This window comes from Streptomyces sp. NPDC044033, from assembly GCF_056434425.1.
Map to the genome: position 1 here is coordinate 249,360 of NZ_JBWKFF010000010.1, position 22,229 is coordinate 271,588.

General features: G+C 72.3%; 13 protein-coding genes. 9 read left to right on the plus strand and 4 right to left on the minus strand.

From position 1 onward, the window contains the following. Nucleotides 1-5 precede the first annotated feature (5 nt). From rbfA to AC07AB_RS20030, 4 genes are all read left to right on the plus strand, one after another. Nucleotides 6-497: a 30S ribosome-binding factor RbfA gene (gene rbfA / locus AC07AB_RS20015; protein ID WP_478568456.1), complete on the plus strand. Its 492-nt coding sequence runs from the start codon at nucleotides 6-8 to the stop codon at nucleotides 495-497. Further along, nucleotides 494-1,399 (plus strand): tRNA pseudouridine(55) synthase TruB, encoded by a 906-nt coding sequence (gene truB, locus AC07AB_RS20020; protein WP_478568458.1) that lies wholly within the window; start codon nucleotides 494-496, stop codon nucleotides 1,397-1,399. The genes rbfA and truB overlap by 4 nt, the downstream gene beginning before the upstream one ends. 420 nt (nucleotides 1,400-1,819) lie before the next feature. Then, entirely contained in the window at nucleotides 1,820-5,914 is a 4,095-nt protein-coding gene (locus AC07AB_RS20025; protein WP_478568461.1) for a serine protease, read from the plus strand. A 45-nt stretch (nucleotides 5,915-5,959) separates the two neighbouring features. After that, nucleotides 5,960-6,931 (plus strand): bifunctional riboflavin kinase/FAD synthetase, encoded by a 972-nt coding sequence (locus tag AC07AB_RS20030; RefSeq protein WP_478568464.1) that lies wholly within the window; start codon nucleotides 5,960-5,962, stop codon nucleotides 6,929-6,931. Between the two features lie 93 nt (nucleotides 6,932-7,024). Here AC07AB_RS20030 and AC07AB_RS20035 read toward each other — a convergent pair whose 3' ends face one another. From AC07AB_RS20035 to eccE, 3 genes are all read right to left on the minus strand, one after another. Beyond that, on the minus strand, nucleotides 7,025-10,225 hold the full coding sequence (locus tag AC07AB_RS20035; protein WP_478568467.1) for an SCO5717 family growth-regulating ATPase: 3,201 nt from the start codon (nucleotides 10,223-10,225) through the stop codon (nucleotides 7,025-7,027). Nucleotides 10,226-10,792: 567 nt separating this feature from the next. Continuing rightward, nucleotides 10,793-11,617, minus strand: coding sequence for a hypothetical protein (locus tag AC07AB_RS20040; protein ID WP_478568470.1), 825 nt, complete (start codon nucleotides 11,615-11,617; stop codon nucleotides 10,793-10,795). Next, the gene (eccE, locus tag AC07AB_RS20045) at nucleotides 11,617-12,993 is read right to left on the minus strand and encodes a type VII secretion protein EccE (protein ID WP_478568473.1); all 1,377 of its coding nucleotides are present in this window, start codon (nucleotides 12,991-12,993) and stop codon (nucleotides 11,617-11,619) included. The genes AC07AB_RS20040 and eccE overlap by 1 nt, the downstream gene beginning before the upstream one ends. Nucleotides 12,994-13,175: 182 nt before the next feature. Here eccE and eccB point away from each other — a divergent pair, with 182 nt between their 5' ends. The 5 genes from eccB to AC07AB_RS20070 all read left to right on the plus strand — a co-directional run bounded on the left by eccB (nucleotide 13,176) and on the right by AC07AB_RS20070 (nucleotide 20,622). Beyond that, nucleotides 13,176-14,762, plus strand: a complete 1,587-nt coding sequence (gene eccB / locus AC07AB_RS20050; protein ID WP_478568476.1) for a type VII secretion protein EccB — start codon at nucleotides 13,176-13,178, stop codon at nucleotides 14,760-14,762. Between the two features lie 9 nt (nucleotides 14,763-14,771). Further along, entirely contained in the window at nucleotides 14,772-16,046 is a 1,275-nt protein-coding gene (mycP, locus tag AC07AB_RS20055) for a type VII secretion-associated serine protease mycosin (protein WP_478568479.1), read from the plus strand. A 26-nt stretch (nucleotides 16,047-16,072) separates the two neighbouring features. Then, entirely contained in the window at nucleotides 16,073-17,539 is a 1,467-nt protein-coding gene (locus AC07AB_RS20060) for an outer membrane protein assembly factor BamB family protein (protein ID WP_478568482.1), read from the plus strand. 44 nt (nucleotides 17,540-17,583) lie between these two features. Then, nucleotides 17,584-18,957 carry an outer membrane protein assembly factor BamB family protein gene (locus tag AC07AB_RS20065; protein ID WP_478568485.1) on the plus strand — a complete coding sequence of 458 codons (1,374 nt, stop codon included), beginning with the start codon at nucleotides 17,584-17,586 and terminating at the stop codon, nucleotides 18,955-18,957. A gap of 537 nt (nucleotides 18,958-19,494) precedes the next feature. Then, the gene (locus AC07AB_RS20070) at nucleotides 19,495-20,622 is read left to right on the plus strand and encodes an outer membrane protein assembly factor BamB family protein (protein ID WP_478568488.1); all 1,128 of its coding nucleotides are present in this window, start codon (nucleotides 19,495-19,497) and stop codon (nucleotides 20,620-20,622) included. Here the strand turns inward: AC07AB_RS20070 and AC07AB_RS20075 are convergent. Continuing rightward, a complete protein-coding gene (locus AC07AB_RS20075; RefSeq protein WP_478568491.1) occupies nucleotides 20,606-21,823 on the minus strand; it encodes an IS110 family RNA-guided transposase in 1,218 nt (405 codons plus the stop codon). The genes AC07AB_RS20070 and AC07AB_RS20075 overlap by 17 nt on opposite strands. Between the last annotated feature and the right edge of the window lie 406 nt (nucleotides 21,824-22,229).

The window sequence follows — 22,229 nt, forward strand, 5'->3', positions numbered from 1 at the left end:
GGCGCATGACCGACAACGCGCGGGCGCGCAAACTGGCCGACCGCATCCGGGAGATCGTCGCGGAGACCCTGCAGCGCCGGATCAAGGACCCGCGGCTCGGCTATGTGACCATCACGGACACCCGGGTCACGGGCGACCTGCGGGAGGCGACCGTGTTCTACACGGTCTACGGCGACGACGAGGAGCGCGCGGCCTCCGCGGCCGCGCTGGAGAGCGCCAAGGGCGTGCTGCGCTCCACGGTCGGCAGGGAGACCGGGGTGCGCTTCACCCCGACCCTGACGTTCGTCCCCGACGCGCTGCCCGACAACGCCCGCACCATCGAGGACCTGCTCGCCAAGGCCAAGGCCAAGGACGCGGAGGTCCGCGAGGTGTCCTCCGGCAAGACGTACGCCGGCGACGCCGACCCTTACCGCAAGCCGGGTGAGGAAGGCGCCGAGGGCGACGGGGAGGCCGACGGCGACGACGGCGAGAAGGGCAAGGGGACCGCCGCCGAATGAAGCACGCAGCATCCACCTGTCCGGACGGCCTGGTCATCGTCGACAAGCCGGCCGGCTTCACCTCGCACGACGTCGTGGCCAAGATGCGCGGCATAGCCCGGACCCGCAAGGTCGGGCACGCGGGCACGCTCGACCCGATGGCGACGGGCGTGCTCGTGCTCGGCGTCGAGCGGGCCACGAAACTGCTCGGCCATCTGGCGCTGACCGAGAAGGAGTACGTCGGCACGGTCCGGCTCGGCCAGACGACGGTGACGGACGACGCGGAGGGCGAGCTCACCGCGTCCGCCGACGCCTCCGGCATCGCCCGCGAGGCCATCGACGCCGGGGTCGCCGAGCTCAGCGGCGACATCATGCAGGTGCCGTCGAAGGTCAGCGCCATCAAGATCGACGGCAAGCGGTCGTACGCGCGGGCGCGGGCGGGCGAGGAGTTCGAGATCCCGGCGAGGCCCGTGACGGTCTCCTCCTTCGCCGTGCACGCGGTGCACGACGGGGTCGCGGACGACGGCACGCCCGTGAAGGACCTGCTGGTCTCCGTGGTCTGCTCGTCCGGTACGTACATCCGCGCGCTCGCCCGCGACCTGGGCGCGGGCCTGGGCGTCGGCGGCCACCTCACGGCGCTGCGGCGCACCCGCGTCGGCCCGTACGGGCTGGACGCGGCCCGCACGCTGGAACAGCTCCAGGAGGAGCTGACGGTCATGCCCGTCGCCGAGGCGGCCGCGGCGGCGTTCGCCCGCTGGGATGTGGACGAGGAGCAGGCCCGGCTGCTGGCCAACGGCGTGCGGCTGCGGATGCCCGCGGCGGACGGGCCCGGCCCGGTCGCCGTCTTCGGGCCCGACGGACGGTTCCTCGTGCTCGTCGAGAACCAGGGCGGCAAGGCCAAGAGCCTGGCTGTCTTCACCTGACGCGAGCCGCTCGGCGCGCGCACCGCTACGGCGGATACGGGCCCTCTCCGAGGACGGGCACGGGCCCTCTCCGAGGACGGGTACGGGCTCTCTTCGAGGGACGGATCACGGGTTCTTGTCGGGGAACGGATGCGGACCCTCTTCGGGACGGATCACGGGTCCTCATCAGCGAGAGGACGCGGACCGGGGCGGACACGGGCCCGTCGTGGGGCGGGAGACGCGGTTCGCCCGCTTCCCGCCCCACGATCCCCCTCACCGGTCCTCTATCCAGTCCAGGGCCCGCATTCACCCCATCGAGCAGGCGCTCGGAGTGAACCACGGGGGTGCGAGGGGGCGCGTTCGCGGTGCGAGGTGTTTCCGGTGATCACTCGCCGCATACCGTCTGAGTACGGGGCGGCGGGGCGCGGGGAGGCACGGCGGATGGCGTGGCGGCGTACCGATCCGAATGAGGCGCTGGTGCGCATCCGGGATCTGGCCGGACGGCCGCGCGGCACCGGCTTCCTCCTGGACGACCATGGCACCCTGATCACGAGCCATGAGGCGGTCGACGGCCTCGCGCGGGTCGTGCTGCACGCCTCCGGCGAACAGACCTGCCTGGTCGGCGCCGACGCCGTCGTCGCCCTCCCGGAGGCCGACCTCGCGCTCGTACGGACCGAAGGGCTGAGCGCACCGCCGCTCGCCGTCTCCGCGTCCACCGCGATCGAGCCGGGCGCGGGCGTGCGGCTGCGGACGCGGCGCTGGCTCGACGCCCGGGTGGTCGGCGGCGCGGCCGTCACCTACACCGCCACCGACCGCTTCCACCTGCTCGGCTCGGCGCTGGAGCTGGCCGTGGGGGACCGGGAGGCGGTGCGGCTCGGCGAGCGGGCCGCGGGCGGGCCCGTCCTCGACGCGCGGACCGGAGCGGTCGTCGCCGTCCTCGGTACCGCCCTGCACACCGCCCGCCGGGCGGGCGGCTTCGCGATCCCCCTGCGCGCCACCGCCGAAGCGGACCCCGGAGGCCCGCTCGCCGCGGTGCTGGCGCGCAACGGCGCGACCGTGCCCGCGTACGGGCCGGACCTCAACCTCGCCGGCGCACTCCAGCTCACCGCCCTCTCCCTCGGCACGGCGGACGGCCCGCGCCCTTGGGGCGAACCGGCCGAACGCCCGGACACCGCCGAGGAGTTCACCGCCTTCCTCTCCGGCGGCGCCCCGGTGCTCGGCTTCGTCGGGGACCCCGGCACGGGCCGTACGACCGAGCTGGCCGCCCTCGCGGCGCGCCGGGCCCGAGGCGCCGCGCCCACCCCCACGGTGTGGCTGCGCGGCGCGGACCTGCGCGCGGGCGACGCGAGCGTACGGGCCGCCGTCGCCCGTGCGCTGACGGCCGCCGGCCGCATCGCCACGGCGGCGGCGGGAGCGGCCGGGACGATCGGCGACACGGCGGCCGTGACCCCCGAGTCCGTCGCACGGCTCACGCGCGCCGCCGGGCGCCCCCTGCTCGTCCTCCTCGACGGGCCGGAGGAGATGCCGCCCGCGCTCGCCCGGGAGCTGTCCGGCTGGGCGGCCGCCACCGCCGCGTGGCTGCGTGCCTCGGGGGCCCGCCTGATCGTCGCTTGCCGCCCCGAACACTGGGAACAGCTCGGCGCGCTCTTCCCGCCGGGCGCCCTCCAGCACCCCGCACGCTCCGCCCGCTCCACCTCGCGCGCCCTTCCACCCTGCGCCCGGCTCACCGACCTCACCCCGCACCAGCGAGACCTGGCCCACGTCCGGTACGGCCTGCCCGCCGACGCCGTGGCCCCGGCGGACGGCGGCCACCCGTTGACGCTGAGGCTCTTGGCGGAGGTACGGGCGGCGCTGCGGGACGCCGGGTGCGGAGGGGATCCGGGGGCGGAGGCGTACGCACCTGGTGCGGGCGACGGAGCTGACGGGCGTGGCGGCGGGCAGCTCGGGAGGGAACCGTGTGGCGATGGCGAGGGCGGCGGCGCGGGGCGTGCGCCGGCGCAGGGGGCGCACGGTCCCGAAGGCCGCAGCGGGCGTGAGCCGGAGGTGCGCGCCCCCGACCGCTGGGAGGTCTTCTCGGCCCACCTCGACCTCCTCTGCCTGCGCATCGCGGTCCGGCTCGCCGCCGAACGGCCCCCGAGGCGCGGTTCGGCCGTGCGCCGGCTCGCCGCCCGCGTGGCCGGGCAGGTGCACGAGGCCGCCCGGCTCTGCCTCGGGCCGGGCCAGGGCGAGCTGGACCGCGCGTCGTTCGAGGAACTCTTCCCGTGGCGCACGGGCTGGGCCTCCGCCGTTCTTACGGAGGGCCTCCTCGTCCCGGCCGGCCCGGGCTACCGCTTCGCGCACGAGGAGTTCGCCGACTGGCTGCAAGGGCAGCACCTCGACCTCGACATGGCGCTGAACGCCCTGGTGCACCGGTGGAGTGAGACACGGGCCTGCTGGGGCGAGGCGACGGCGCGTGGGGACGAGCCGCGTGTCTGTTGGGGCGAGGCGACGGCGCGTGGGGACGAGACGCGTGTCCGTTGGGGCGAGACGTGGGCCCCGGAACCGGAGACCGCCGTCCGCCTGCCCTCCCGGCCGGGAGTCTCCCCCGCGCACCCGGGGGAGGCCGCGCCCCCGCCCGTACGGAAATGGGGCAGGCGCGCCGCCCGCCGGCGGCCCGCCCCCGCCGTGCCGCCCGAGCAGCCGTGCCCCCTGCCCGTACCCCGGCACCGCATCGGCCCCGTGCTCCATGCCCTGCTCCTCCTCGGCCGCCGGTCCGGCCCGGCCGAACTCGCCCGCCACCTCACCGAGCTGATCCGCGCGGTGGACGCGCTCGGTGAACCACAAGGCGAGGCGGAGGCACCGGCCGTCCCGGGCCAGGGCTGGGGAGCGGCTCTCCCCACGGACGGCGCGGGCGCGCCGGCGGGGTGCTCCGGCCCGCCCGCGGCCGGCGGCCGGCCCGTACCCGCCGATGAGCCCCCCGACTGGACCGCGTCGGCTGAACGGTTCTCCAACGCCTCCTGGTGGGCCGCCCACCTCCTCGGCGAGACACTGCTCCGCGTGCCCGACGCCGCCCCCTACCTCGGGGTGCTGCGCCTCCTCGCCGGCCGGGTGGCCGCGCGCTCCCTACGCCACGGCGGCCTCGGCGAGTTCGGCCCGTGGTTCTGGCTGCGCCTCGGGCTCCCCCTGCCCGACCGGCTCGAACTGCTGCGGCTGCTGCTGCCCGCCGACGCGCCGCCCGCCAAGGACCCGGCCGGGGCGCCGGAACGGTTCCTGCCCGCCGCCGCGACCCTGCTGGCCGAGGACCCCCGAGCCGCGCAGGTCCTGCTGTGCCGCTGGTTCACCGACGACCGGCCGCTCCAAGCCGCCGCCGCGCCGGACGGCGGCACCCTCCGGCCCACCGTCGCGGTCGCGGCCCAGGCCCTGCTCCACACGCACCGGCGGCTCGCCCTCGACGATCTCGCCGAGGCGCTCGTCGACGCCGTCCACCCGCTCGCCGACGAGCTGCTGGCCGCACTCGCCGAGGACGAGCCGTCCGCCGTCTGCCGGGCCGTCGACCGCTGGGCGCACGACCGCCGCGCCGAGCGCCACGCGGCCGCGGCCGCCTACGGACTCCGGGCCGCCCCGCACGTCACCACCGGCGCCGACCGCGAACTGCTGCGCTACGCCGCCCTCGCCCTCCTCGCCCGCCCCGCCGACGGCTCCCTGCACGGAGCGGCCCTCGCCCTGCTCGTACGGGACCCGGAGACCCGCGCCGGACATCTGAGGCAGGCCCTCGCGCGGTTCGCCGAGGGCGACCCGCATCTGTCGCCGGACGACCTCGCCGCCGCCCTGCCCACCCACCCCGAGCCGGTGCTCCGAGCCCTCCGGGCCCGACTGCGCGCACCGGGTGGCGGCTCGGACAGCACGGTGGAGACCATGCGTACGCTCGCCGACGTGACGGCCCCCGCGCTCGTCCGCCGCGCCGCCGAGCTCGTACGCGAACACGTCGAGCACCGGACCGAAGGCGCCGAACACGCCGCGGCCTTCGTGGACCGCAGGCTCGAACACGGCCCGCCCGCCCGAGCGCTGCTCTTCCCGCTCGTCTCCGACATGCTCCGCGCCAGGTCGCCGTGTGCGCGCCGCGCCCTCGCCCCCGTGCTGGCCGCCCCCGGCACCCGCCTCTCGCGCCCACTGCGACACGAATTGCTGGAGGTGCTGCTGGAACACGAGGGGCACGGGCAGTACGGCCGGTACGGGCAGTACGTGCCCGACGCCGCCGTCCTCGACGCGCTGCTCCGCGCGGCCGCCGAGGGCGCGGCCCGCCGCGGCCCGGCCCGTACCCGCGACCTCGTCCACCGCACCGGACTGCTGCTGGCCCGTACGGCGCAGGGCGCGGCCTGTTTCGACCGGCGGCTGCTCCAGCTGGCCCGCGACGTGCCCGGTTTCGCCGCGCTGGTGCGCGGCTGGCTGGAATCGGCCCCCGCCGAATGGGCGGCGGTGGTGGGCCCGCGGGCCCGCGTCCAACTGGCGGGCGCAATGCCCGATGCGTGGAGCGAGGACCCGGCATGGCACTCTTAGACCTGCGTATTGGACAGACAAAGGTTCGGGCGAGGAGCGGGCACAGTGCAACGCTGGCGTGGCTTGGAGGACATCCCCGAGGACTGGGGACGCAGCGTCGTCACCATCGGCTCCTACGACGGGGTGCACCGCGGACACCAGCTGATCATCGGCCGGGCGGTGGAGCGGGCGCGCGAGCTCGGCGTGCCGTCGGTGGTGGTCACCTTCGATCCGCACCCCAGCGAGGTCGTGCGGCCGGGCAGCCACCCGCCCCTGCTGGCCCCGCACCACCGGCGTGCGGAGCTGATGGCGGAGCTGGGCGTGGACGCGCTGCTGATCCTGCCCTTCACCACCGAGTTCTCGAAGCTGTCGCCCGCCGACTTCGTCGTCAAGGTGCTGGTCGACAAGTTGCACGCGCGCCTCGTCGTCGAGGGCCCCAACTTCCGCTTCGGGCACAAGGCGGCGGGCAACGTCGCCTTCCTGGTGGAGCTCGGCTCCACCTATGACTACGAGGTCGAGGTCATCGACCTGTTCGTCAGCGGCGAGGCGGGCGGCGGGCAGCCGTTCTCCTCGACCCTGACCCGGCGGCTGGTCGCCGAGGGCGACGTCGCGGGCGCGATGGAGATCCTCGGGCGGCCGCACCGCGTCGAGGGCGTCGTCGTGCGCGGCGCGCAGCGCGGCCGTGAACTGGGGTACCCCACCGCCAACGTGGAGACCCTGCCGCACACCGCCATCCCCGCCGACGGCGTCTACGCCGGGTGGCTGACCGCCGACGGCGAGACGATGCCCGCGGCGATCTCGGTCGGCACGAACGTGCAGTTCGACGCCACGGAACGCACGGTCGAGGCCTACGCCATCGACCGCGTCGACCTCGACCTGTACGGACTGCACGTGGCCGTCGACTTCCTCGCCTACCTGCGGGGGATGGAGAAGTTCGACTCCATCGACATGCTCCTGGAGCGCATGGCGGGCGATGTGAAGCGGGCCCGGGAACTGGTCGAGGCCGAGGCCGCCAAGCCGGCCGACGACGAGCGGTAGGCGGCGCGAGGGCGGAAAGCGGAGCGACACGACTGGGCGGGGCACGCACGTGAAGTGCGGCCCCGCCCAGTCGTGTCGCTCGTACTGCTACTGCTACTGCTGCGGTGGTGCCGGGGGCGGCGGGTAGCCGTAGCCGGGCTGCTGCTCCGGCTGGGGCTGCTGGGCTTCACCGGGTGCGCCCGCCTGAGCCGGTTGCTGCCCCGGCTGCGCGCCGGGGTAGGCCGGGGGCTGCTGCGGCTGCTGTGCCTGCTGCGGCCACCCCGGCAACTGCCCCTGGCCCTGCTGCGGCGGATACGGGGGGTGGGCCTGAGGCTGCTGCCAGTTGGGCGGTACGGGCCCCGGCTGACCGGGTACGGGCTGCTGACCCGGTACGGGCGCGGGCCCGCCGGGCGCGGCCTGCTGCCAGCCGCCGGGCTGCCCCGGCTGCGGGTACGGCTGGGGCTGCTGCGGCTGCCCGCCGTACGGATCGCCGCCGTAGGGGCCACCGCCGTATGGTCCGCCGGGCGCACCCGGCGCCTGGCCGGGTGCCTGGCCCTGGCCCGGGAACTGTCCCTGACCGGGGCCGGGCGCGTAACCGCCCGGCGCGGGCGAACCCATGTACCCCGGCGCGTTGTTGGGGTCCCCGGCCCACAGTCCTTGCTGCTGCTGGGCCCGGACGAAGTCCTCGGCGACCATGGCGGAGAGGTTGAAGTACGACTCGCGCGTCTTCGGCCGCATCATGTCGAGGTCGACCTCCGCGCCCGCCGCCAGGTGCTCGTCGAACGGCACGACGACGACGCCGCGGCAGCGGGTCTCGAAGTGCGACACGATGTCATCGACCTTGATCATCTTTCCGGTCTCGCGGACCCCGGAGATCACCGTGATGCTGCGCGAGACGAGATCGGCGTAGCCGTGCGCGGAGAGCCAGTCCAGCGTCGTGCTGGCGCTGGACGCGCCGTCGACCGACGGCGTCGAGATGATGATCAACTGGTGGGCGAGGTCCAGGACCCCGCGCATCGCGCTGTAGAGCAGGCCGGTGCCCGAGTCGGTGAGGATGATCGGGTACTGCTTGCCCAGCACGTCGATCGCGCGGCGGTAGTCCTCGTCGTTGAAGGTCGTGGAGACCGCCGGGTCCACGTCGTTGGCGATGATCTCCAGTCCGGAGGGCGCCTGCGAGGTGAAGCGGCGGATGTCCATATAGCTGTTCAGGTGCGGGATCGAGTGCACCAGATCACGGATGGTCGCACCGGTCTCGCGGCGCACCCGGCGGCCGAGCGTGCCCGCGTCCGGGTTGGCGTCGATCGCGAGGATCTTGTCCTGCCGCTCGCTCGCCAGCGTCGAACCCAGGGCGGTGGTGGTCGTCGTCTTGCCGACGCCGCCCTTGAGGCTGATGACGGCGATGCGGTAGCAGGAGAGGACCGGCGTACGGATCAGCTCCAGCTTGCGCTGCCGCTCGGCCTCCTCCTTCTTTCCGCCGAACTTGAACCGCGAAGCCGCGTTGCCGCCCTGCTTCTTGGGCTTCTGCTTGCCCCTGATCAGCCGGTCGGAGGAGAGCTCCACCGCCGCGGTGTAGCCGAGCGGCGCACCGTGCACGGAACGCTGCCGCTGCTCGGGGGTGACGCTGGGCCAGCCCCCGGTACGCGGATCGACGGGCCCTTGTTGCGCGCCGTCGGCACCGGCCCCGTAGCCGGGCGCGGGCTGCGCCGGGTCGGCGGCCGGAGGCATGGCCCCGGGCTGCGGTCGAGGGTAGCCGTAACCGTCCGGTGCGGCAGGGGCGTTGGCCGAGGCCGCCGGGGGCTGCTGCGCACCCGGGCCGGGGTAGCCGTAACCGTCCTGCGCCACCGGAGCCGGAGCCGCGGGCGGCGCGGCCGGGGGCTGCTGGGGCGCGTACGGACCGGGCTGGGGCGCGGCGGGCGCGCCGGGGTACGGGAAGCCGTAGCCGCCCTGCGCCGAGGGCTGACCGGCCGGTCCCGGATATCCGTAACCAGCTTGCGCGGCAGGCGGGTTGGGCGTGGGAGCCGCCGCCGGAGCGGAGCCGTCGGCGGGCGGCGGCGGCCAGGCCGAGCCCTGCTGTACGGGCCCGGCGCCGGGGCCGCTCGTCGGCGCGTACGGGCCCGGCGCGGGCTGCTGCTCAGGGCCGGGCGGCGTCCAAGGGGTGCCGCCGGTCGGAGCGGAGGCGGCCGGAGGGGTCTGCGGGGTCTGCGGGGCCGCGGGCTGGAAGTCCGGCGGCAGGGGCGGCAGCCCGCCCGGCGCCGCGGGCGGCGGGGCCCAGGCCTGCGGGGGAGCGGGCGCGGCGGGGGCGTCCGCCGGTACGGGGTCGGCGACCGCGTCCGCGGGCGCGGCCGGGGCGGCATCCGCGGGCTCGGCGGCCGGCTCCTCGCGGCGCAGCGCGGCGGCCGAGAACTTGATCGTCCCCTCGCTGCGCACGCCACCGCCGTCGTGCTCATCCTCGCCGCTGTCGCTCGCCTGCGAAGGGGAGGCATCGGCCGGGGTGTTGCCCTCCCCGTCGCCCGTGGGTTCCGCGGCCTCACCGTGGAGGCCGGTGTCGGCGAATCGCGCGATGGGCCCGCCGAGCGGCACGCCACCGCCAGCGGCGTCGTCTGCACCGCGATCGGCGTCGGCGTCGCCTGCACCGGGGTCGGCGTTGTCGGCCGTCGTGCCCGGCTCGTGCGCGCTGCCCGCGTCGGCCGCGGGAGTCTCCTCGTCCCGCCGATCGCCGGCGGACGTGTCACCGGGGGTGCCGGCGGTGGGCTCCGGGTTGCCCGTATCCCCGTTCGCGGCCGCCACCGCCGCGTGCAACTCGGCGAAGCTCGGCAGCTTCTCGGCCTCCGCATCCGGTGCGGGCGCGGGGGGCGCGGCCGGGGCGGGCGGCGGCGAGACCGGAGGCGCCGGCGCGGGGCTCGCCGGAGGGGCGGCGGCCGGAGCCCGCCCGCCCGGAGCCTCCCCGGCCTGGGCCTGCGGCGCGGGCTGCTGCATGAAGGGAGACTGTGCGACGCGGGGCTGAGCGGCAGGCGGCGGTGCGGCAGGGGGCTGAGCGGCGGGAGGCTGCTGCGCCGCGGGCGGCTCGGCGGCCTGCGGCGGCGTCCATGTCTGCTGGAACCCGCCACCGGGCGGCGTCCCGGGACCCGGCAGCGGCATGCCCGAAGGCGGGGGAGGCGTCGAAGCCCCGCCCTGATCGCCCGACGCGTTCTGCGTGTACCAGGCAGGCGGCGTGTAGTCGATGGTGAACTCGCCCGTGTGCTCGTGCTCGGCGTCGGACCGATCCTCGCCGGCCGTCTTCCCTCCAGCGCGGCTCTCGTCCCGATCGCTGCTCACAATGCCTCCTGCTGGTGTGGCCTAGCGCCCTTGAATTTCTTGTCGGGGCCGACCGTTCCCGTCGTCCGACTGCCCGGGTTTCCCCCGTATGTGACGCAGGAGCCCTGTACTCGGACCCTCCTGCGCGTACGTACACCAAGACTAATCATCATCAGCGGTGCTATGGCAGGCCCGCCCCCGCCCTTACCGGTGTCCGATGAGTCACCTGCCCGAGTGCGGCCGCTCCAGCGCGGCCCAGGGGCAGACAGTGGCAATTGGTGCACGTCGATGTACGGAATCGACGCTTCACTTCCGTAAGTGGACGGTATTCATGCCCGATTCAGGCATTTCCGCTGGTTTATCCCGAACGCTGTCGCCGACCACGGTCAACCGGGCAGCGCACCGCGGACGCCCCTGACCGAACCCGACCGGTCCGCCCCGCACGGCACCCCGGCGCCGCGCATCGCGACTCAAGGGCGGCCGACCCACGGCGTCCGCCCCGCCCCCGCGTCCAACGGGCAGCCGCCCGTCCCGAACCCTCACCCCGTACCCCCGTACCTCTCGACTCCGCCCCTGTGCAGGGGTCCCTCAATCCATCCGGCGTGCCCCGCCCAGCAGACCCGTCTCGGGATCGGTCGGCTGCGTGGCCACGTACACCCGCGAGCGGCGCGTACACCAGAGGGTGACCCCGTCCTGGAGCGTGGACAGCGCCTCGACATCGGCCTGCGGCAAGGCCATGGCCCGGCCGATCTGGCGCGCCTCGTCCGGGGAGACCCGCTGGACGCCGACCAGACCCGCGCTCTCCATCAGCCGGGGAGCGGCGGGGCTGAGATAGGGCAGCAGCGTCAGCACCGACTGCCAGGGCGCCGCGCTCACCCGGCCGCGCGGCGGCCGCATGCCGCAGTCGCGGACGACCAGCACCGGACTGTGCACCGAGGGGCCCTGCGGCGGCACCCGCCCCACATCGTGCAGCGTGACGCACTGCTGGCCGCTGTTGGCCGCCTGCGCGAGCGCCGTCCACATCTGCTGACGGCCCGTCTCCACCGTCACCCGGGCGCCCGTGCCGACCGTACGCAAGGCGATCACCTGCGACGTCCACACGCCGCCGATCAGCAGCATCTCGAAGGGCGTCGGCCGGCTCAGGCCCAGTACGGACGCCTGGCCCCGCGCGTCCTGACCGATGACCACGCCGTCGTCGCCCACGGGCAGCGCCAGCGACTCGAACTGCTCCGGGGACAGCTCGTGCCGCTGGCGGCGCGGCCCGATCAGCCCGAAACCGAAGCGGGACGTGCGTATCCGCGGGGCGGGCGGCACCGGTGCGGGGCTGGGCGCGTCGGTGCGGCCCGCGCCCGGGAAGCCCTGGGGGCCGCCGGCGGGCTGAGCGGCGGCCGGAGCGTTCGTCGGCGTGGCCATCAGCGGGTACCTCCGAGGGGCAGTGTGGCGAGAACGCCGGGAACCTGTTCGCGATCCAGCCGTACGAGCCCGACCTTCACCCCGCGCGCCGTGCGCTCCATCTCCCGCCGCACGGCGACCAGTTCATCCGCGCTGCGACCCGTGATCCGCACATGGCCGGTCACCGTCGGGGCGTGCCGCCCGCTCTGCGTGCCGCCCCGGCCCAGGGTGAGGCTCAGCGTCGTCGACAGCGCGGGCAACGAGGTCAGCAGCGCCGCGAGCTGCGGCAGCGGCGTCGCCGACGGCCCCAACTGCGGCCAGCGGCCGACCCAGTACGTGGTGTGCCACCGGTCGTCGCAGCGCCAGGTCCGCGAGCTCTCCACGGTCCGCCGCGTGGGCGCGTTCGTCCGCCCGGCCTGTGCCGTGGCCATCGGGTTCGCGCTCGCGGCGGTCGCTATCGCCGCCGTCAGCCCCTCCTCCGTGAGCACCGTCACCCCGAAACCGGCCCCCTGCAACCGGCTCGCCAACTGATCAGCGGCTCGCAGCACACACCGCCGCGCGCCCTCCAGCCCGCCGCCCCTGGCCTCGACGGCCTCCGGGCAGAGCTCGGGGTCGAGCTTCAGCGCCACCCAGGTCAGCCGCACCGCGGGGGCCCCGGTCTGGGCCTGCAACGGCACGTAATTGCGCGCGGCCACCGCCTGCTCCGGCAGATGCGGCGCGGGCGCGGGCAGCGCGCTCTGCACGATCTGCACCGACTCCAGCCGGATGCCGTCCACCTCCATCGCGTCCCGCAGCAGCGCCAGCGGCAAGGGCCGCTGCGTGCGCTGCGGACGCAAGGGGGAGTCCACGGCCTCGATCTGGAGCACCGCCGTCAGGAACGTCCCGTCCCCGACCATGCCGACCGGCCGCCGCTCCCGGTCCGTGAACGAGCTCGTCACCAACGCGGGCTCGCACTCCACCGCGGGCGCGAAGCTCGGGTCCGTGCCCGCGTCGAGCGGCTGCGCCGCCTGCCGCTTCCGCCGGCGCAGCGCGAGCGCCGTCGCCAGCCACTCCGCGATCGGCCGGCGCCCGCGGCGTACGAGCGCGAGCAGCACCAGCACCACGGCCACCACCGAGGCCGGGATCAGCGCCATCTTGTCGATGGCCCAGCCCACGAGGACGACCGCGGCCGCCACCTCGATCAGCACGAGCTGCTGCAACCGCAGCGGCCCCATGCTCCCCGGCCGGGAGGAGGTCCGCGGTACGACCGCGCCCGTCGAGGCGGGGCCCATGGCAGCGGTCGCGGCGGCGGCCGGAGCGGCCGTCCGCGACGAGCCCCGACGGCCCGACCGCCGCCCCGGGGGGCCTCCCGCGCTCCCCGTATTCCGCGAAGTCCGTACGCGCGTTCCGGCAGTCATCCCCGCCAATGCCCCCTCAATGTCCGAAACGCACCAGCCCGGATCGGTCGTTATCCGTATCGAGACGGTCCCCCGGCACCATGCGTCAATCGTCTACGGGCATAGTAGAGGGTCCGTATGACAGGGGGACCGAGGGCGGCACCCGTCAACCGAGGCCGAACAACGGGGAGAAACGGCTAGACATGGCATCACGGCGGGACGAGCTCAATGCCTATACCTTTGCGAAGAAGCGGACAGTCGCCGCATTTCTGCAACCCTCGCCCACCGGCACCGAGGAAGGAGCCCCGCGCCCGCTGCGCACGGTCCTGCCGAGCGTCGTCGTCGGAGCGCTGATCCTCGCCGGTTTCGGCGCCTGGGGCATGTTCAAACCCACCGCCCCCAAGGGCTGGGACGATGTCGGGGCGCACGTCATCGTCGGCTCCGACTCGACCACGCGCTATGTCGTGCTGAAGACGGACAAGAAGAAGCAGCTCCACCCCGTCCTCAACCTCGCCTCCGCCAAGCTCCTCCTCACCCCCGACAAGTCGAGCGTGATCAAGGTGAAGGAGTCCGAGCTCGACAGCGGCAAGATTTCCCGCGGCCCCACGCTCGGCATTCCGTACGCGCCGGACCGTATGCCCAATGCCGACGAAGCGGGCAAGAAAAAGCAGTGGGCGGTCTGCGAGCAGCCCGGCGGAAATGGGAAAACCACTCAAAAGGCTGTTTTCCTCTTCGCCGACCGCGACCCCAAGGCGCAGCAGCTCAACTCCCGCCGTCTGCACGGCAATCAGGCCCTGTACGTGGAGGGGCAGGACCACTCCCGCTATCTGGTCGACCCGAGCGGCACCAAGTACCTGCTAGGCGGCCCCAGCTGGAAGTCCATGGAGGGTGCCGACTACAACCTGCTGCTCCGCTCGATCTTCCGGGACGGCACCCAGCCGCAGTCCGTCACCAAGGACTGGCTGGCCACCTTCCACGACGGCGCGCCCATCGCCTTCCCCGAGATCCCCGGCCAGATCGGCGCCAAGGCCGGCGTGCCGACCCTCAGCGCCAAGGCCAACCACGTGGGGATGGTGCTGGAGGCGCCCACGGGCACCGGCACCCAGAAGTACGTCGTGCTCCCGGGCAAGGTCCAACGGGTCTCCGACTTCACCGCCAACCTGCTGCTCAGCAGCCGCGGCCTCAGCAAGCTGGGACAGGCGGGCACGGCCGAGCGGGTGGGCGCCGCGGACTTCACGCCGGACGGTGACGAGTACTACGGCCAGTACCACTGGCCCGCCGAGATCCCCGACAAGGCCAACTCCATCGACCCAGCCGCCGGCAGCGGCGCCAAGAACACCGTGTGCAGCATCTTCAACGGCGTCGACGGCAAGGGCACCCCGCAGCTCGCCGCCTGGGCCGGCACCGACTACCCTGCCACCCTCCCCGACGGCGCCACCAGCGCGTACGTCACCCCCGGCGCCGGCGTCCTCTACCGCCAGGTGACGGGCCGGCAGACCAAGAGCGGCTCCGTCTTCCTCGTCACCGACACCGGCCTGCGCTACGCCGTCCAGTCCAACAACGACAGCGGCGCCGGCAAGTCGAAGATCGGCAACGACGACGACGCCAAGAACGCCGGCCAGGAGTCCGGGGAGTCCGCGGCCCCCGAGCAGCCGGCGGCCAACCAGGCCCAGACCCGGCTCGGCTATCAGAACGTGAACCCGATCCCCGTACCGGCCAACTGGTCGGAGTTCCTGCCGACCGGTCCACGGCTGGACACCAACAGCGCCAAGCAGCCGCAGGGCTCGTAGGGGATGGGCATGAGGACAGCCAACGTGACGACGCCCACCCGTACCCGCATCGCCGCACTCCTGACGGTGGCCGCGGCCCTGACCACCCTGACGGCAGGAACCGCCACCGCCGTCGAGCCCGCGCCCGCGGCCCGGCTCGACGGCAGCGGCGAGTGCACCTACCCCGCCAAACAGATCAAGGGCACGCCCTGGTCCCTGCAGCGCGTCCTGCTGGACCAGCTCTGGCAGGACACCAAGGGCAAGAGGGCCGACAACGGCAAGCCGGTACGGGTGGCCGTCATCGACACCGGCGTGGACATCAAGAACCCGCAGCTGAAGGACGCGGTCGACGCCAAGGCCGGCGCCGACCTGCTCCCCAAGCCGAAGGACAAGAACAAGGAGAGCCCCCCCGGCGGCGCCACGACCGATGTCGTCGGGCACGGCACCAAGGTCGCCGGCATCATCGCGGCCCGCAAGGCGCCGGGCACCGGCTTCGTCGGCATCGCCCCCGAGGCGACGATCATTCCGATCCGGCAGAACGACGAAAAGGGCACCGGCAACACGACGACCATGGCCACGGGCATCGACAAGGCCGTGGCCGCCCACGCGGACGTCATCAACATCTCCCAGGACACCGTCACACCGCTCAAGGCCGACAGCGCCCTGGAACAGGCCGTCGAGAACGCCATCGACCACGGCGTCGTCGTCGTGGCCTCGGCCGGCAACGACGGCCTCGACGGCAAGGTGAAGCAGACCTACCCGGCCGCCTACTCGGGCGTCCTCGCCGTCGGCGCCTCCGACCGCAACAACGAACGCGCCGCCTTCTCCCAGTCCGGCGACTTCGTAGGGGTGGCCGCCCCCGGCGTGGAAATGGTCTCCACGGTCCCCAAGGGCGGCCAGTGCGTCGACAACGGCACCAGCTTCTCCGCCCCGTACGTGGCCGGGGTCGCCGCCCTCATCCGCGCCAAGCACCACGACTGGACGCCCAAGCAGGTCGTCGCCCAGATCGAGCAGACCGCCGAACGCGCCGTCAACGCCCACGACCGCTACATCGGCTGGGGCGTAGTAGACCCCGTCCGAGCCCTCACCGAGGACGCCCACCCCATCAACCACGTCACCCTCGACCAAGGCTCCGCCCACAACGTCGACGCCCCGCAGCCCGCCGCACTCGCCGTGGGGGAGACCCCGCAGCAGCGCGAGGAGCGACTGGCGACGTACGCACTGGGCGGCGCGGCCGTCATCGTCGCGGTGATCGGCGGCGCGGCCATCGTCGTACGCGACCGCAAACGCCGCCGCAGAGCCTGAGAGGGGACCCAGGAGGCCACCCGCCCATGACGCAGCCGCCACCTCGGGACGATCCCCACCGCCCGCCCCAGATCTGGGACACCCGCCTGGACCGGCCCGAATCGCTCCCTCCGGAGCGCCCCTTCGACCAACGCCCCACCGCCCCACCGGGCTTCGGCCCGCCCCCGCTCTCCCCCTTCACGGCCTCGGCCCTGAAAGCAGTCCCGGACCGAGCCGCCCACAAAAGACACCGCACGATCCTCGTCCTTTCCCTGGCCTTACTTCTCATCGCGGGGTTGGGCACGGGCGGCTGGGTGCTGTGGGGCAAGGGCTCCGCGACCGAGCCGAGGGCGAAGCGCCGCGCGGACGCCCAACTTGAGTGGTTGGTCCCCGTTCCGGACGCGGACAAGGGCAGCATGGACGCGACCGCCACCACTTGGTTCGCGAAGGACAACGTCATCCAGAGCACGGCGCGAGCGGTCACGGCCTACCGTGAAGACGGCGGCAAGCCGAGTTGGTCGGTGCCGGTTCCCGGGTTTGCGTGCGGCTCTTCGCCCAGGCCCGATGGCGGCGTCGCCGCGGTCGTCTACGGAGAGCAGAAGTACCACTGTGACCATTTGATGGCTGTGGACTTGACGCATGGACGCAGCCTTTGGAACCGGAACCTCGCCGATCCCCGTGGTGACGATCAGCTCTATCAGAACGCCAATGTCTCCGTTTCCCATGGAGTCATCACCATGTCGGGCAACACCCGCACAGTCGCCTTCACGGCCGACAAGGGAAGGCCGGTCAAGCGTCGGGACAACGGCTGCGTTCCGCGGGGTGACGTCGCCGTCGGGGCCCGGGAGCTTTCCTTGGTCCGGTGCGACGCGTCCGGGCGACAGTTCCTCATGCGAGTGGATCCGAAGACGGGCGTCGAGAAGTGGACTTGGAAGGTGCTCGATGGTGTCACGGTGCACAACATCCTGTCCGTCGATCCGGCCGTAGTGACCATCGGTCGTGAAGGCGAGAGTGACGTCTCGGACGTCGCGTTCCTCGACGACCAGGGCCGCCTCAAGAAGCTGACCTCTCTCACGTCTGGGCCGTACGCTCTGGGCTGCAACCATATGAGGCTGGATTCCTGTCGCTTGGCGCTCGTCGACGACGACAGCCTCTACGTCGCGACAGGCAACGACGAGGGTGTCCGCGCCGATACCGTCGCCGCCTTCGATCTCAAGACGGGCGACAGGCGCTGGTCCGTCCGGCTCGCGGGCGAACGTGAGAGCAGGCCGGTGGCCGTGCATGACGGGCACCTGCTGGTCTACCAGGAAGCCACGAAGGACGAGGGCGGGAAGGTGCTTTCCCTGGACCCGTCCAACGGCCGCTCCAAGCTCTATACGAAGCTGCCGACGCAGTCGGCGGAGGCCGAGGCGGCCATCGCCCACAACGGATTCGTGTACTTCCGAGACGAACGCCTCTACCTGGCCGCCCGCGACGGCACGAGCGGCAGTTCACTCCTCATGTCCTTCCGCTGACCGCCCCCTGCTGACTACTGATGACCGACCGAGGAGTTGAACCGGTGTCGCACCCGCCGCAGTACGGCAACACGCCCGCGGCGCAGTCCTGGGGCGCCCCGCCCGCAATGGCTCCGCCCCCTCCGCCGCGCTTCCGACGACGCAGGGCACTCCTCATCACCGTGGCGCTCGTCGCTCTCCTCGTTGCCGTCGGCTGCGCGGTCCGGTTTCTGGATGACCGATCTCATGCCGATCACGACACCGGAAAGGCTCACGCCCCGAAGGCGGGCACGATCGCCTGGACCGCGCAAGCCCGTGTGAAACCGTCGCGAGGCGCGGACACAGCACTTGGCACCTGGTTCACCGATTCACTGGTCGTCAAGGCCGAACCGGACATGGTGACGGCGTACGACGTCAAAACCGGGGAGAAGAAGTGGTCGTTCGTCCTGTCAGGCACGCTCTGCGCGGCCTCGCGGGAAGCCGACGGGAATCTGGCGGTCATAGCAGTCCAGTTCGGCGAGGTCTGCACCGACGTGGTCGCCGTCGACCTCCGCACGGGTGATCGGACCTGGGAGCAGTACATCGCTTCGGAGGACAAGGCGGGACCTGCGCTCACGCCCACGAAATGGGACAAGGCCTCGCTCACGATCGCCCTGCACGACGGCTACGCCTATCTCTCCTGGGCCACCGGTGAGGAGACCCGTGCCCTCGCCGACGGCAAGCGCACATCCCAGCGGAATCACAAGGCATGCGAGATGGTCAACGCCGCCGGCGGCGCCGAACTCATTTCCACCACCTACTGCGGCAGCACGTCCACGGTCCGCTCTCTCGACCCCAGGAACCTCCGCAAGCCCAAGTGGTCCAAAAAGGCGGCCAAGGGCTCCATCGTCTACTCGATCATCTCCACCCGCCCAGTCGTCGTGATGACCGGCCCTGCCACAGGCGGAATCTCCGCCCTCACCGCCCTCCACTCCGCCAACGGCCACCAACAAGCGGATATCCCCGCCAACCGCTTCTGGCAGCTGGGCAGTTGTTTCCTGACATCCACCGGGTGCACAGGAGCCCTGGTCGACAAGGACACCCTCTACGTCGGAGGAAAAGGCATGGGAATGGCCTACAACCTGACCGACGGGAAGCCCCGCTGGACCTACAAGGCCGACGAGAACCGCGTCACACTCCCCGTGGCTGCAACCGGAGGCCAGGTCGCCTTCTACACCGTCCCGTCCAGCGAACGTCCCGGTCGGCTGTCCTATGCATCCACGAAAACAGGCGGCGAGGCACGCACGATCACGCACGCCACCGCCACACGCGAGCGGGAATCGGGCATGCAGACGCACGGGGGCGCCGTCCTCCACCTCGCCGACGGCCGGCTCCTGCTGGCGGACGCCAACGACATCCCTTCCGAGACGGCGGACATGATCCTCGCCTTTGCCGAATAGCTGAAGCAGCAGAGCGGTCAGAACTGCTCGAACGCGGTTGGGGTGATGTGAAGAGAGGCGCTGAGCCCTCTGCTACGCAAACAGCCGTGCTGCCCCTTCCAGCCCCTCTTATCGCAGAACAGGAATCCCGCCTTCTCCCATGCCCCAGCCGCCGCCGATCCCGCCGCCGAGCGGCCCTCATCGCCCGCCCCAGATCTGGGACACCCGATTCGACCAGCCCGGCGGGCCCGCTGTCGAGCAGCCCTTCGACCAGCGCCCGACCGCTCCGGGCTTCGGCCGGCCGCAGCTGTCGCCGTTCACGGCTTCGGCGCTGGGCGGTGGCCCGTCGAACGGTGGGCGGGGCAAGCGTCGTACCGGCCTGGTGATCGCCCTCGCCCTGCTGCTCATCGCGGGTATGGGAACGGGGGATGGCTGCTGTGGAGCAGGAGCGGTGACAACCACCCATCGGCTCAGAAGACGCAGCAGCCCCACCGCGTCAACGCGATTCTCGACTGGCTCGTCCCCGCTCCGAAGGCTGTGGTCAGCAGCGTTGAGCGCTTGCCGACGGCGTGGTTCGCTCACGGCAATCTGGTTCAAGCCGACGCGGAGACCGTCGTCGCCTATGACGTGAACAGCGGCAAGAAGCGTTGGAGCGTTCCGGTTCCGGGCGTTGTGTGCGGCACCTTGAAGCAGTACGACGCCGACACGGCGATTGTTCTGTACGGCGCAGCAGGGAGTTTTCAATGCGATCAGGTTATGGCTGTCGACCTCAAGGAAGGCGGGAAGCGCTGGGCACATCCCCTGCCTGAGAGCGGCTCCTGGGGCCTGTCCACGATCTCGATGAGCAATGGCGTCGTCAGCATGTCGAGCGGGAGCATTCGGGTCGGCTACGCAGCGAAGGATGGGCGGCAGATGGAACGAACGAGCCTCGTCGCGGATGGCTGCTCCGAAGCGGGCTCCGTGAAGGGCCGGGCGATGCTCACGCGTATCGAATGCAAGTCGGCGCAGAACTTCCTGGTACGTGTCGACCCGGCGACCGGCAAGGAGCGGTGGATTTGGAAGGCCCCTGAGGGGACCGAGATTCAGCAGGTCATCTCGACGGACCCGGCCGCCGTCATTCTGGCCCTGTCCGCACGCGAGAGCTTCGGCGACATCGCGGTCATCGACGACAAGGGCAGGATGAGGACCAGGATTTCCCTCACCGCAGGCCCGTACGATCCAGGTTGCACATCAGTGAAGTTGGACAGTTGCAACAGGGTGCTCGTCGCAAACGGGATCTTGTACGTGCCGACCAAGAGGGCGGAACGCAAGGACGGCGTGCGGGAAAACGAGATCTCGGCGTTCGACTTACGGTCAGGGAAGAAGTTGTGGAGCACCAAGGCCGGCGGTGGCCGGGTGAACCGCCCCGTAGCCCTTCACGGCGGTCGGCTTCTGGTCTATCAGGAGGCCATTGAGGGAGAGGCGGGCAAACTCGTCTCCCTCGACTTGGAACAGGGGCACGCGAAGCTGTACATGCGACTCCCGAACGAGAGCGCTGTTGAGGAGGGGCGGATCGCGAACCTGGGGGCCGTCTATTTCCGGGACGACAAGGTCATCATCACCGGTCAGCCCGCGGGGGGGTGCCTCTATGTCCTTCGTCAAGGTGCCCCGTTGGGTTGGGGTGATTTGGTTATGCGGCGAGACTGATGGTTTTCGGTTCGCGGGGTTCGTAGAAGGTGCCGTCGCGGAGCATGGCGAACAGGACGCTGATGCGTTGGCGGGCGAGGCGGAGGAGGGCTTGGGTGTGGGTTTTGCCGCGGGCTCGTTGCTTGTCGTAGTAGGCGCGGGAGGCCGGATCTGCGTTCATGCAGGCGAAGGCGGAGAGGAACATCGCCCGTTTGAGCTGCCGGTTTCCGCCGCGGGGTGCGTGTTCGCCGTGGATGGAGGTGCCCGACGACTTCGTGGTCGGGGCGAGGCCGGCGTAGGAGGCCAGGTGGGCGGCGGTGGGGAAACTGGTGCCGTCGCCGACCGTGGTCAGCAGAACGGCGGCGGTCCTGACGCCGACGCCGGGCATCGACGTCAGGACCGGGGAAAGAGGGTGGGCCTCCAGCAGGGCATTGATCTGGGCTTCCATCGCTCGGCGCTGGGTGTGGACGGCGGCCAGGGACGCTGCCAGGGAGGGGATGACGATGTCCAGGGTGCCGGTGCCCGGGACGACGACGGTCTGCTCGTCGAGTGCGTCGAAGACGTCGTCGATCAGCCGGGCGGCCATGCGCGGGGCCTTCGGTCGGATCAGCTCGACGAGCCTGCGGCGGCCGGCCTTGCGCAGGGCGGCCGGGGAGCCGTGGCGCTCCAGCAGCCAGGTGACGGCCTGGTGGTCGAGTCGTGGCCCGAGGACGCGTTCGAGGCTGGGGTGGAACTGGGTGAGCAGGCCGCGTATCCGGTTGGAGGTGCGGGTGGCCTCGGCCGCCAGGTCCTGGTCGAAGCCGGTCAGGACGGTCAGTTCGGCTGTGATCTCGTCGGTCAGTTCCAGGGAGCGCAGGGTGTGGGGCATCGTCCGCGCGGCATCGGCGATGACGGCCGCGTCCTTGGCGTCGGTCTTCGCCTCGCCCGGGTAGAGGTCGGCGATGCGGCGCATGGCCAGGCCGGGCAGGTAGGCAATGCGGCAGCCGGCGTCGCGGGCGACGGTCAGGGGCAGGGCGCCGATGGATGCAGGCTGGTCCACGATCACCAGGACGGTGGTGAACTTCGCGGTCAGCTTGTCGAACACGGCCCGCAGCTTCGGCTCGCTGTTCGGCAGCGGCTTGTCGAAGACCTTCTTCCCCGCCGGGGTGAGTCCGTGGCCGTGGTGAGCGGACTTGCCGACGTCCAGGCCCAGGAACACGCCCACGTCTTCGATCTCGAACATCGTGCCCTTTCCGGGGTGTTGTGCGTGCTGGCCTCGGCTCGGGTGTCGTACGCGCGCATCCACGTTATGCAGACCTGCCGCCCGCAAGCTGTCCGGCATTGCGCCGGACCGGACGGTGGCCGGACCTCTGATCAGCGTCTCCGACGAACACCTCCCGGGCCCGGTGACACCACCCCCCAGGTCATGCCTTCGACAGGGGGACACAGCCATGCCGGGCCCGGAGGCCAGCGGCTCCGTTGCGGAACCGCGAAAAACATAACGGGGGGCGGCGAACCTTACGTGCTCGCATTTTAATGACGGCAGAGTGATGGGGAGCGCAACAGGTGTCGGAACCACCACACTACGGAGTCCCGCCGACCGGACAGGGGCGGCCCCAACCTCCCTCTGGCCCCCCACTGCCGCCAGT

Bases quoted from the DNA above. Each gene is read 5' to 3' on its own strand.
- rbfA (WP_478568456.1), top strand. From the start codon at position 6: ATGACCGACAACGCGCGGGCGCGCAAACTGGCCGACCGCATCCGGGAG.
- truB (WP_478568458.1), top strand. From the start codon at position 494: ATGAAGCACGCAGCATCCACCTGTCCGGACGGCCTGGTCATCGTCGAC.
- AC07AB_RS20025 (WP_478568461.1), top strand. From the start codon at position 1,820: ATGGCGTGGCGGCGTACCGATCCGAATGAGGCGCTGGTGCGCATCCGG.
- AC07AB_RS20040 (WP_478568470.1), bottom strand. From the start codon at position 11,617: ATGGCCACGCCGACGAACGCTCCGGCCGCCGCTCAGCCCGCCGGCGGC.
- eccE (WP_478568473.1), bottom strand. From the start codon at position 12,993: ATGACTGCCGGAACGCGCGTACGGACTTCGCGGAATACGGGGAGCGCG.
- eccB (WP_478568476.1), top strand. From the start codon at position 13,176: ATGGCATCACGGCGGGACGAGCTCAATGCCTATACCTTTGCGAAGAAG.
- mycP (WP_478568479.1), top strand. From the start codon at position 14,772: ATGAGGACAGCCAACGTGACGACGCCCACCCGTACCCGCATCGCCGCA.
- AC07AB_RS20060 (WP_478568482.1), top strand. From the start codon at position 16,073: ATGACGCAGCCGCCACCTCGGGACGATCCCCACCGCCCGCCCCAGATC.
- AC07AB_RS20075 (WP_478568491.1), bottom strand. From the start codon at position 21,823: ATGTTCGAGATCGAAGACGTGGGCGTGTTCCTGGGCCTGGACGTCGGC.